The following is a 12207-nucleotide window of genomic DNA, read 5'->3' as shown; positions in this document are numbered from 1 at the left end:
ATGTCTTTGTAAAAAGACGATTTTTGTTTTTAAAGAAGGGGTAATCGCATGTTACGCAGGATAGGTGTTCTTACAAGCGGAGGTGATTCTCCCGGGATGAACGCGGCTATACGTGCCGTCACGCGCACAGCCCTTTATCACGGGTTACAGGTGGTCGGGATACGCAGAGGCTATGAAGGCCTGCTTGAGGGTGATTTTCTGCCGATGACGAGGAGTTCTGTCGGAGGTATCATCCTGCATGGCGGCACGATCCTCCGTACAGCCCGCTGTGATGCTTTTATGAGACCTGAGGGTGTCAATTTAGGAGTATCGAAGCTCAAAGAAAATGACATTGATGCGTTGGCGGTAATCGGAGGCGACGGTTCATATCGCGGGGCCTTGGAACTTCACAAAAGAGGCATTATGGTCGTAGGCATACCTGGAACGATAGATAACGACATAGCAGGCACTGACTGTACAATTGGTTTTGACACCGCCTGCAATACGGCGCTAGAATGCATCAGCAAGCTGCGCGATACCGCGTCCAGCCATGACAGAATGTTTATTATTGAGGTTATGGGGCGTCGCTCCGGCTACCTGGCTCTTGAGACCGGGGTCGCCTGTGGTGCGGAATTTGTTCTTTTGCCGGAGATCCCTGTGGATATAGAGGCAATAGCCAGAAAGCTGCATAACGCTAAGGAGGAGGGCAAGACGCATTCCCTGATCGTCCTTGCAGAGGGAGTGATGTCCGCTTCGGAACTTGCCGCCAAGCTCAAGGACCATAGCGACTACGATCTGCGTATAGTCGTTCTTGGTTATTTGCAGCGCGGCGGGGCGCCGTCATGTTTTGACACTGTTCTTGCGTCGAGACTGGGTTCCGCTGCCGTAGAACTGCTTCTCGAGGGACAGACTGGGATGATGGTGGGCCGTGTCGGAGGCAGTATCGTTGCTTCTCCTCTTCAGGTTGCCTGGGAACAAAAAAAACCTCTCGATCCCGATATGCTGCGTCTTGTCGATACCCTGAGCATATAGATGATAGATGTGTTATAAAAGGGAAGGAACAAAGACAAAGAACCAAGTCCCTTTAAAATTTGCACAGGAGCTCACATCTGTCGTTGCTTTGGACAGAAGCGGCAGGAGAGTATCCGGGCTTTGCCGTCCGGAGTACTGGCAGATGGCGGCAGAGAAAATTTCAACGTTTTCAAAGGTAGCAGTAGTTTCAGGTTTTTTTGTCCCATCAGCAGGAGCGGCTGAGACAGACGGACCGGGCGGGGCGGTTATGCTTGCACGTGCGTTTCTGGAGCAGGGCGCCGCTGTGGAAATATGGACAGACCATCTTTGTTTGGACGTTTTTAGAGCCTGTGCAGCCTCTGCAGGATTACCTCCCGAATGTGTGAATGTGGCTGAGGCAGACGAAGTGATCGATTCCTTCTCGCCTGACGGCATCATTTTTATTGAGAGGCTGGGGCGTGCTGCAGACGGTAATTACTACAACATAAGAAAAAACAATATATCAGCGTGGACGCCAAAGCTTGATGGATTTGCCATAGCATGCTCAGATAAGAACATTTCAACTATAGGTATCGGTGACGGCGGCAACGAGGTTGGAATGGGAAATTTTATCTCCGAACTTTATGATATACTTCCCGATTATAGAGAATGCCTTTCGGTCATTCGCACTGATATTGCCATACCGGCTGATGTAAGTAACTGGGGAGGTTACGCGCTGGTAGCGGCCCTATCTCATATCTGGGGAGTCTGGCGCGGACACCGGGGAGGGGATGAGCGTGCAATGATGGATGCGCTTGTCCGCAGCGGTGCAGTTGACGGTATAAGCAGAAGAGTCGGGTTTTCAGTTGACGGGCTTCCCCTTAAGTTCCATGAAGCCGTGGTCTCCGGTCTTTTTGATATCTGGAAAAGGTTTCAAATCTAATTTTTTGTCTTTTGTATCATTCTCATGGTAGAATAATCTGTCAGAGATTGGTGGTCTTATATGAAGTATCATGAAACAAGCGTATCCGGCAAAAGACCGCTTGTCTTTCTCGGCATAAGTGTTATAGTTCTGCTCCTGCTCAGTGCCTGGAGTCTAAGCGGCGGTCTTTTTGGAGTTTCTTTCCGTATTGAGCGGGCAGTGATATGTCAGGAGCTCGACGATGATCGTCAGCCTTTAAACATCGGCAACAGCATCCCATATGGTTCACGTCAGATATGCTTATGGTTTCGTTACTCTTCAGCCAGTGAGGGGAGCCACATTGCAGTTTCGTGGTATTACGGAAAAGAACTTGTACTTTCAGAGTCTATTAAACTTATGGCAAAAGACGGAGAGAGGGCATTCTATCTGCTCCGAGAAGAGGGTACCCCCTTGCCGGTCGGTTCATATCGCGTTATGGTTTCAACACCGACCAAAGTTTGGTCGGAAATAAATTTCAATGTGGTCAGAAGGAAATGACACAAGACCGGGAGGTCAAGAGCGTTGCCGAGGAAAAAGAAGGAAACAGAAACAGAAGGAGTTCAGGAGATAAAGACTGAAGAGGCAGCCATCAAAGCTGTCAAATCGGTGTTGCCAGTGAGACAGGAGCCTGAGACCATAAAAGTTAAGGATGAAGCACAAGGTGCCGGTCCCGCGGATGCTGTGCCAAAAACGACAGCGGAAGTTCCATCCGCAGTAGAAGTTTCAGGCTCTGCGGAGCCAGAGAAGAACGAAAAGGGGCAGTACAAGCATACCCATCCTAAACTTGGTTTTAATTTCCTTGCCGGGCAGACACTGACCGAACTCAGAAAAATAGCAAAAGAGATCGGGGTTTCATCTATCTCTGCGCGGCGCAAAGATGACCTTATAATCGATATACTTAGGACACAGGCAGAGAAGATGGGCTATCGCTTCAGCGGAGGCACTCTGGAATGTCTGCCTGACGGGTACGGTTTTCTGCGTCCCTCCGGGCTTCTGCCCAGTAATAACGACATATATGTCTCTGCGTCACAGATACGAAGATTTGGGCTTCGCAACGGAGATGTCGTCTGGGGAATAATCCGTCCGCCAAAAGATCAGGAACATTATGAAGCTCTGTTGCGCGTAGAAAATGTAAACTTTACAGATCCTGAAGCAGCAAGGAAAAGACCACATTTTGAAACCCTTACCCCTATTTTCCCAAATGAAAAACTTACCCTTGAGACCGAGAGGAATATTGTTGCTACGCGGATAGTAGATCTTTTTGCTCCGATTGGGAAAGGCCAGAGGGCTCTGATAGTATCTCCGCCTAAGGCTGGAAAGACGACCCTTCTGAAAAACCTGGCTAATGCGATAACTACAAACCATCCGGAAGTCATTCTCATGGTGCTGCTCATTGACGAACGCCCGGAGGAAGTTACCGATATGATGCGCTCCGTCGACGGCGAAATAATTGCTTCCACGTTCGACAGGCCGGCAGAGGAGCATATGCGTGTCGCAGCCCTTGCGCTTGAGAAGGCGAAAAGACTTGTCGAGGTCTCGAAGGATGTCGTGCTTTTGCTCGATTCGATAACAAGGCTTGCACGTGCTTCTAACCTTATCGTGCCGCCATCCGGCAGGACTCTGTCGGGAGGTATGGATCCCGCCGGGCTTTATTTCCCGAAGAAATTTTTCGGTGCGGCTCGTAATATTGAATTTGGCGGCAGCCTGACTATAATAGGGACGTCGCTGGTTGAAACCGGAAGCAGGATGGACGATGTGATATATGAAGAGTTCAAGGGGACAGGGAATATGGAGGTCCATCTATCCCGTAAGATTTCGGAACAGAGGATATTCCCCGCTCTTGATATAACTAAATCGGGTACGCGCAAGGAAGAACTGCTTGTCCCTGATGACGATCTTCAGCGTATCTGGGCGCTGCGGCGCAAAACAGCAAATATGGATGAGTCTGAAATATTGAATCTCATTCTGGATAAATTGCGCAGTACGGCTAATAACAGGGAATTTCTTGCTACAATAAAGGTAAGTTAGAAATCTGAAATCGTATAATGATATGGCAGGGTTGAATTCAAAGTTTGAGGATGGGGTGGCTGATATATGTTCAGACTATCTGAAATAATTTTGAATAAAAGAAAGACTATCTGTTTCAGTCTGTTTGTCCTGATCGCTGCGGGTGCGGCTGTGATCTTTGCCGCAATCGCGGCAGAGAGAGCCGGTATGTATTGGATGGGGCTCGATAGCGACTTTACGGCAGAAAAGCCGGAGGATAACCGTGGTTTTATAATGGCAGATGTATCTGCTATTCTGCCTCTCGAGGGGTCGCCTGCCGAGGCGTCTGAGGAGACAGAAGTCGTTCCGCTGGGAATAGGGCCCCTTCCAAGCGTTCCATCACTCACAACGGAAGAGCTAAAATTGTATGGTGTTCTGTCGAGGGGCGACGGACTGATTTCAAGTGCCGACAAAACAACGCTCGATGAAGATATCCACTGGCAGGAAGTCGTGCTTGAAGAGGGCGACACTATTGAGTCAATAGCAAAAGAATTTGGTATCCCTGCGTCAGATATCCGCAGGGCCAATGCCCTGAATCCAAGCGAGAAACTGCATTACTCAGAGGTGCTATATGTCCCTGACAGTCCCGAGTATGTGCCCCAGACGCTTTCATACGTCATGAAGCTGCAGAGAGCTGAAATTGCAATGAGGAAACAGGTAAAACCGATCTCAATCACCGCATACGTTGTGAAAAACGGGGACACTCTCTGGTCCATATCAAACCGGTTCAACCTGGATCTCGATACGATAATAGGTTCAAACAAACTTAAAGATATCAATTCGTTAAAACTTGGCACTACACTGCGTATACCAAACCAGGACGGTATATTCGTCAGGGTCTCAAGAAATGATTCGGTGGCAAAGCTGGCAGACAGGTATGGTTCTTCAAAGGAAGCTGTGCTGGTGGCAAACTCCATTGTCGGGGATGCGGGTCTTATCATCGGACAGGAAATATTCCTGCCCGGCGCTAAGATCGTGGCTGTTGCGGAATCCGGCGGTAAAAAAATCGCAAGATATGCCACAAGCAGGATAACCTCGTCGGCATCGAGGAGATTCCGCTGGCCTGTGATAGGTAATATATCCAGCTCATTCGGATGGCGCCGCAACCCATTCGGACGCAGACGTCTGTTCCATTCAGGGCTTGACATCAGGGCTCCGCGCGGGCGCGGTATCATGGCAGCTTGTGATGGGCGTGTCGTTTATGCCGGATGGATGAGCGGATACGGCAAGGCTGTTGTCATTTCACATCCCGGTGGTCTTACGACCCTTTACGGACACTGCAGCAGCCTGGTCGTGGGAAGCGGTGCTTTTGTCAGGGCCGGGCAGACGATCGCGCGGGTCGGCAGCACCGGGCGTTCAACAGGCAACCATCTGCACTTTGAGGTGCGTCGCAACGGATCGCCGGTCAACCCTATCAGATTCCTCAAATAAATCGCAAAATTTAAGGACAGACAGTACGACAAAAGTACAGCAAAGGTACAGCAAAGGGGCGCTAATCAGATGACAAAGTACATATTTGTAACGGGCGGAGTTGTCTCATCACTGGGAAAAGGTATTACGGCGGCTTCCCTGGGTGTGCTGCTTAAACGCAGAGGATTCAAGGTAAGCATAATAAAGATGGATCCGTATATCAATGTCGATGCCGGTGCAATGAGCCCCTTTCAGCATGGAGAGGTATTTGTGACATGGGACGGCGCCGAGACGGATCTTGACCTGGGACATTATGAGCGTTTCATTGATGAGGCAATAACCGGAGAGAACAGCTGTACCACAGGAAAGGTATATTCTGCGGTGATCCGGCGCGAGCGCGAGGGCGGCTACAATGGCGCGACTGTGCAGGTAATACCCCACATAACAAACGAGATACAGGATCGCATACTCAGGGTCGGTGAGGACAAAGACGTCGTAATTGCTGAAATAGGCGGAACAGTCGGTGACATTGAAAGCCTTCCTTATCTGGAGGCGATTCGCCAGCTTGCAGGCCGTATCGGCAGGGAGAACCTGCTGTATTGCCATGTCACGCTTGTGCCGTATATCGCCGCGTCGGGAGAACTCAAAACAAAGCCTACACAGCACAGCGTCAATGAACTGCGGCGTATAGGGATACAGCCGGATATTATAGTATGCCGTTCGCAGTATCCCGTCGGGCGCGAACTCAGAGATAAGATAGGACTTTTTTGCAGTGTTCTTCCTGAATGTGTTATAGAGGCATTAGATTCCGATTCAATATATCGTATCCCGTCGGTTTTGCACCGACAGGGGTTTGATATGATGGCTCTCAGGAAGCTTGGGCTTTCATCTGAACACGAACCTGATATGGGCGACTGGAATGATTTTCTGTACAGGTATGATAACCTTAGCGGGGAAATCACAGTTGCGCTGGTCGGCAAATATACCGGCATAAAAGATGCATACCTGAGTGTAAATGAGGCTGTAGCTCACGCTGGGATCGCAAATGGGATCAAGGCGAAGATGTTTCCGGTCGAGGCAGAGGAACTTGAAGCCGGAAACGTCGATGATATTCTTTCATGCGCAGATGCAATACTCGTACCGGGTGGATTCGGTCAAAGGGGGGTCGAGGGAAAGATCGCGGCCGCAAAATATGCCAGAGAAAAAAAAATCCCCTATTTGGGACTCTGTCTCGGTATGCAGGTCGCGGTCATAGAATTTGCCCGCAACGTACTGGGGCTCAGGAATGCCAATAGCATTGAGATGGATGAAAATACTCCCTTTCCCGTAATACATCTTATGGACGAACAAAGAAACGTCGCAGGTATCGGCGGGACATCACGCCTTGGCGCATATCCATGTGAAATACAGCCTGGTTCCAAATCAGAGAAAATATACGGGACCGGTCATATCAGTGAGCGTCATAGGCACAGATTTGAATTTAATAACGAATATATAGAACTATTTGACAAGGCGGGTATGAAGATCGCGGGTATCTGCCCGACAGGCGGCCAGGTCGAAATCATTGAGAACGTCAACCACCCATGGATGATAGGAGTCCAGTTTCACCCTGAATTTCTTTCAAGACCAGTCAGACCGCACCCGCTGTTCAGGGATTTTATTGCGGCGGCACTGAAAAGATCCGACGCTTAGAGATTTGAAGGGAGGCACAAAGAGATGAAATTTCGTGTTCTATTATTTTGTTTTGCTCTGTTTTTCTGTGCGGCAATTGCAGTTATGCCGGCAATGGCTGCCGACACCGTTGTGGCTGACGGAGGTCCGGCTTTTCATACGCTGGAGAGGATAGAGACTATAGTATACGGTGCGCCTCAGGGCGGCGGGCTTATATCCAGACTTACAAATGCGGAAAAGGATGTGTTTGGGAGAGAACTTCCAGGGAGTCTTACCGAACGTCAGACAGCAATGCTCGATTTTCTTGAAAAGGGCAGCCTGACGCAGCCATCCGTACTCTTTAAGCTTTCCGTTGCCGAATGGGCCGTCTCTCAGCAGATACATCCGGCGTGGCCCCTTGCGCGTCGCGTGGAGACGCTTGAGTCTATTCTGGACGGAGCTGTGCTGGGCGGAGCTTTGGCATCACGCATAGAGAAGGTCATAATCAAGCTGCTGCCCGAAGGTGCGATGTCGTCGCCTGCAGAGGTCCCGGCAACGACAATAGTCAAGACTGCTCTTGCGCAGACATTGTCGGTCAGCAACGTCAAAGTTGATGACAAGGTGGTGCTGAACCTTATCGAAGAGGTCGTGGTAAATCAGACTCTTGTCGCGCCGAAGGGCAGCCGTGTCTTTGCACACGTCTCTAAGGTAAAACGTCCGCGTAGTTTTGGGCGTCCATCAGAGATAGAGATTGAGTTTGACGCGCTTGAGGTACTTGGTCCAGGTTCTGTACCGGTAACAATGGGTGAATCTGCCAAGAAGGCAATGGAAGCGGATCAGGCTACCGTAGGGGCTGTTGGGGCGAGCTTTGCCGGAGCGGTTCTGCTCGGTCCCCTTGGGCTTGCAAGCGGGTTTTTAGTCAGGGGTTCAGACAAAGAGCTTAAGGAAGGCACCCTGTTCTATGTTGAAACAGTAGGGGTAAACACGGTGCAGGGCTATAAAGTACCGGCGCAGATATCATCAATGGTGTCTTCCGGGGATGTGTCAGTGCCTCAGGGCAGCACGCCTGCGATCAAGTAGGAACAGGTCCGGCCCTGCCTGTGAGCATAGGTAACTTGTCCGGAAGAAAAGCTGTTTTTGGCGCTGCCCTTCTTATTGCGGTCGTGCTTGCAGTTTACTTTTGGAGGGATCTGCACCTGGGCGTCGGGGATATGACGAAAATACCGGATATAGTTGTTGAGAACATAACTGTTGAACGCGATATTGAAGGAAAACACTGGACTTTTATATCTCCGAGGGTTGAACACAAGGATGGCATGATCAGCGGGCAGTCCATAGACATTACGATCAAAGAGCCTTCTGGCGGAGAGTCTAAGTTATTCGCGTTAGAAGGGACTTTCGCCAGGGATAATAATGATGTTACTCTGAGACAGGCGGATGGGGAAATGTTGCAAGGCGGAAAAAAGTATTCAATAACTGCCGGAGAAGCATATTATGAAGCCGTTGCCGAGACTTGGCATTTTTCTGAAGGGATCGTGCTTAAAGATGCTTCTGTTGAAGTAAGAGGAGCAAAGGGATCATTTAATATGAAGTTTGGCGAATGCAGGTTAACGAACGGCTGCACTGTCCGGTGGAAAAAGTGATGGGCAATTCTCGTCCGGCTTGTTCCAATATGTTGCTGGTCGTATGTCTGTCTGTTTTTGTTATCGTCGTTCTTTGTTTTTCCTCTCCCTGCAGTGCGGCGGAGGAAAAACAAAACGAGATACAGCTGGATGCAGATAAGCTTACCTATGAGAACGCCACAGGTATAGCAAGTGCCGAAGGAAACGTAAAGATGCGCAATAAGAACATGCGCATCTTTGCTCCTTATGCCGAATACGATACTAACAGCGAAGTAATAAAGGCATTCTCTGACAGCCGTAATCTTGTAACGCTTTTAGTCAATGGCAACAGGCTGTCAGGTCAGAGTCTGCAGTACAATATAGCGACACGCAAGGGAGTCATGACAAATACTTCCGGCAAAGTTGATGCTATTTTTTTCAAGGGCAGTGATTTACAAGTTATGCCGCTTGATGAGGCAATAAAACAGAAGCTCGTCGCCAAAAGAAGCGTTAAAAAAAGAACCGATGATGATATGTTGGCACAATGGCTCGATGTAGAATCGACGACCTGCGATTTTACCAATCCATGCTATAAATTTGTCTCAAAACAAATCATAGTGATCCCGGGTAAAAGAGTAGTGATTAAACGCCCGCAGGTCTACCTTGGTAAAAGCCTGCTCTTCACTTATCCGTTTGATTACATAGCATCACTTGCCGGTGAGGATGAAAAAACTACCAATGTAATGCCTATGATAGGCTATGATTCTGACAAGGGTGCCGGGATCGGAATGAGAGGCCCCATATCGTGGGACGGAGGCCAGATCGACATCGGCGCAACTTACTGGACAGATGATATATGGGAGGCAACGCTGGGGTTATATCAGAAAATTACTGAAAATGTAGAGATCTTTACCGCAACGGAAAAGACATATAATAAAGATGACGGAGACAGCATGTGGCGTCAGAAATGGGGAATAAACTATAACAGTCCGAACGGATGGAGAGCATCTCTGATGGAAAGCCAGCGTGAGCTGGTGGAGACAGAGATGCGCGTCGGTATGGATACGCGCTTCAACTTATGGCGTTCCCCTGAGTTTTCTTTTACCAGCCCATGGTTCAGAGATTTTGCCCTAAACGGATACTACCGCTTCTTTGGCATGTGGGGCCGCTATCAGGACAATGTGGAAGTTTCCGGCCCGTGGGCAGGACGTCTGGGAGTGGGAGCGCAGATATATGGTGAACCGCAGATAGCCAGCCTGGCCATCAGGCCGTTTTACAACACAACATACTGGTATTACGATTACGATGACGATAACGACAGCACTCAGAAGGTAGCTGATGCTGTAATAGGTCTTCGCTGGGGGATCGGATCAGTCGGGCTCGCGACCGCTTATTCCCGTCGCTGGGTCAGCGGGGGTTCGCCTCTTTTTTGGGACAGGTACCTTGACAGGGAGGATATATATCAGCAAATAAGCTATACGATGCCTGGAAACCAATCATGGGAACAATGGACGCTTTCCGTTCGCGCCGGCTATGACATGATAGATAACCAAATTGCAGAGATGATCTATTCTCTTGAATACAAAAAACACTGTATAACATGGGAATTGTGGGCGCGGGACAGCAGGCCTGATGATGAACTGTCTATAGGGCTCAAGTTTATGATAAATGCCTACCCTGATACACAGATGAGCCTTGGACTTTCAGAGATTTACGATCCGTTTGAGGTTCCTGCAGGCATAAAGGAAGGAGGGCTGAACTGATATGAAAATTGTAATAGCATATGGCGGAACAAGCCCCGAGCGCGAGGTCTCGCTGAATTCCGGCGCATCCGTCGCCCAAGCGCTGGAAGCGGCAGGGCATAGCATCATTCTTGAGGATGTGAAATCACCGCGCAGCTTTGTGGAAAAATGGGACTCATTTGGCGCAGACGGGGTATTTGTTGCCCTGCACGGAGGATGGGGCGAGGATGGGCGCTTTCAGACCTGCCTTGAAGCCTTTGGTATCCCCTACACAGGCTCAGGGCCTGAGGCCTGCATGCTTTCGATGGACAAGAATGTATCAAAGCAAGTATTTATTCAGAATGGAGTGCCCGTGCCTTACGGCATTATGAAAGAAAAAGGAAGCGTCGTTGGAGTACCCGAATCAGAGATGCTAAAAAAATACGGACAGCTTATTGTCAAACCCAAAGGCGGCGGAAGCACGGTCGGAGTTACACAGGCGGCAACGATAGAAGCGCTTATTCAGGGACTCGCTGTGGCTTGGGAGTTAGAGGATTTTGCACTGGTTGAGCAGTATATCCCGGGCAGAGAGATCACAGTCTCGGTGTGGGAGAAGAATGACGGCGACGTTATTGCGCTTCCTGCCATAGATATCAGGCCAAAGGTCGGGTTCTATGATTATAAGAATAAATACACGAGCGGCTGCACCGAGTATATATGTCCCGCGCCGTTTTCGCCCGAAGCAGCTTCACGTTTGAACGAAATCGCGGTTACCGCGCATAAATGCCTTGGCTGCCGCGCCTACAGCAGGGTGGATTTCAGAGTGACAGAGGATGACAGGATATACGCGCTTGAGGTCAATACAGCACCTGGAATGACTGCCACAAGTCTTGTGCCGAAAGCAGCGAAGGCTTATGGCATGGACTTTGCCGAGTTCCTGGAGAGTATAATAAGGGTATCGTTTAAAATAAAACGCAGCCTGTAGCCTGGTCATAAGAGCTGGCTCTAATGTGGCATCTGAGCTGCAAGGCATTGCAAAACAGGAGAAAGGCGCGTGGTTAAGGATGGTCACGCACCTTGATCCGTTGCAAGGAAATATTTGATTTTGCCTGCGGATATCTGAAGTACAGCAATGTGCCGGTGTGTCTGTCTATATTACTTGAGGCAGATCTTCATTACCTTCAGGTGACGGATACCGCGCGGTGTTCTGACTATGACTTCGTCTCCCGCAGTTTTGCTCAATACAGCCTTGCCGACAGGACTGGCCGCGGAGATCCTGTTGTCCTTGATGTCAGCTTCTTCTGTACCCACTAGTGTATAAGTGAAGGTCTTCTTCATGTCAATATCCTTGAGTGTAACCGTAGTTCCGAGGCTAGCGCGGCTTGTGTCAATGTCCTTATCCTCGACCACCTGTGCTTTGCTTAACTGATATTCGAGCCATAATATGCGGTTTTCAAGTTTTTCCTGTTCTTCCTTCGCCGCATGATATTCCGCGTTTTCACTCAAATCACCGAAGCCGCGGGCTTCTTCCAGCTTAGCGGCTATTTCCGCCCTGCCGTCCCCACGAAGAGAGACAAGCTCCGCTTTGAGTTTATCGTATCCCTCACGGGTCATCACAACTTTATCTTCAACTGTCTTTGCTGCCATGTGACGCCACCCCACCTAAAATATATAGACTTCTTTGCGAAGTGCATTTTACCAGATAAAATAAAAAATATCAAACTTTATCTTGGAGTTACTTGACAATTATATGTGATAGTTGTATAAACGCTGACAATCATCCGAATATTACTGATGCTATGATGGGGACAGTAAGGGATATTCTGCATCACAGAGATGGGATCCCGGG

General features: G+C 49.3%; 11 protein-coding genes. 10 read left to right on the top strand and 1 reads right to left on the bottom strand.

Annotation, left to right across the window (positions count from 1 at the left end; translation table 11 throughout):
- Nucleotides 1-48 precede the first annotated feature (48 nt).
- The 10 genes from pfkA (at nucleotide 49) to LLF78_05480 (ending at nucleotide 11343) form a co-directional block, all read left to right on the top strand.
- A complete protein-coding gene (gene pfkA / locus LLF78_05525) occupies nucleotides 49-1011 on the top strand; it encodes a 6-phosphofructokinase (protein MCE5201951.1) in 963 nt (320 codons plus the stop codon).
- A 7-nt stretch (nucleotides 1012-1018) separates the two neighbouring features.
- Complete coding sequence (locus tag LLF78_05520; GenBank protein ID MCE5201950.1) at nucleotides 1019-1912, top strand: DUF4392 domain-containing protein; 894 nt, start codon at nucleotides 1019-1021, stop codon at nucleotides 1910-1912.
- A gap of 60 nt (nucleotides 1913-1972) precedes the next feature.
- Complete coding sequence (locus LLF78_05515) at nucleotides 1973-2428, top strand: hypothetical protein (protein ID MCE5201949.1); 456 nt, start codon at nucleotides 1973-1975, stop codon at nucleotides 2426-2428.
- 315 nt (nucleotides 2429-2743) lie between these two features.
- Nucleotides 2744-3958: a transcription termination factor Rho gene (gene rho, locus LLF78_05510; GenBank protein MCE5201948.1), complete on the top strand. Its 1215-nt coding sequence runs from the start codon at nucleotides 2744-2746 to the stop codon at nucleotides 3956-3958.
- Nucleotides 3959-4024: 66 nt separating this feature from the next.
- Nucleotides 4025-5407: a peptidoglycan DD-metalloendopeptidase family protein gene (locus LLF78_05505; protein ID MCE5201947.1), complete on the top strand. Its 1383-nt coding sequence runs from the start codon at nucleotides 4025-4027 to the stop codon at nucleotides 5405-5407.
- 69 nt (nucleotides 5408-5476) lie between these two features.
- Nucleotides 5477-7078, top strand: a complete 1602-nt coding sequence (locus LLF78_05500; protein ID MCE5201946.1) for a CTP synthase — start codon at nucleotides 5477-5479, stop codon at nucleotides 7076-7078.
- A 24-nt stretch (nucleotides 7079-7102) separates the two neighbouring features.
- Nucleotides 7103-8116: a hypothetical protein gene (locus tag LLF78_05495; protein MCE5201945.1), complete on the top strand. Its 1014-nt coding sequence runs from the start codon at nucleotides 7103-7105 to the stop codon at nucleotides 8114-8116.
- A 131-nt stretch (nucleotides 8117-8247) separates the two neighbouring features.
- Nucleotides 8248-8679, top strand: coding sequence for a hypothetical protein (locus LLF78_05490; protein MCE5201944.1), 432 nt, complete (start codon nucleotides 8248-8250; stop codon nucleotides 8677-8679).
- The gene (locus tag LLF78_05485; protein MCE5201943.1) at nucleotides 8679-10400 is read left to right on the top strand and encodes a hypothetical protein; all 1722 of its coding nucleotides are present in this window, start codon (nucleotides 8679-8681) and stop codon (nucleotides 10398-10400) included. Before LLF78_05490 ends, LLF78_05485 begins: the two co-directional genes overlap by 1 nt.
- A 1-nt stretch (nucleotide 10401) precedes the next feature.
- The gene (locus LLF78_05480; protein ID MCE5201942.1) at nucleotides 10402-11343 is read left to right on the top strand and encodes a D-alanine--D-alanine ligase; all 942 of its coding nucleotides are present in this window, start codon (nucleotides 10402-10404) and stop codon (nucleotides 11341-11343) included.
- 170 nt (nucleotides 11344-11513) lie between these two features.
- On the opposite strand, the gene greA is transcribed toward LLF78_05480, so the two are convergent.
- Nucleotides 11514-12005 carry a transcription elongation factor GreA gene (greA, locus tag LLF78_05475; GenBank protein MCE5201941.1) on the bottom strand — a complete coding sequence of 164 codons (492 nt, stop codon included), beginning with the start codon at nucleotides 12003-12005 and terminating at the stop codon, nucleotides 11514-11516.
- Between the last annotated feature and the right edge of the window lie 202 nt (nucleotides 12006-12207).

The organism is Synergistaceae bacterium (assembly GCA_021372895.1).
Lineage (GTDB): Bacteria > Synergistota > Synergistia > Synergistales > Synergistaceae > JAJFTP01.
Note: the sequence above shows the minus strand (reverse complement) of the source record. Positions and strands in the feature narration are given on the sequence as shown.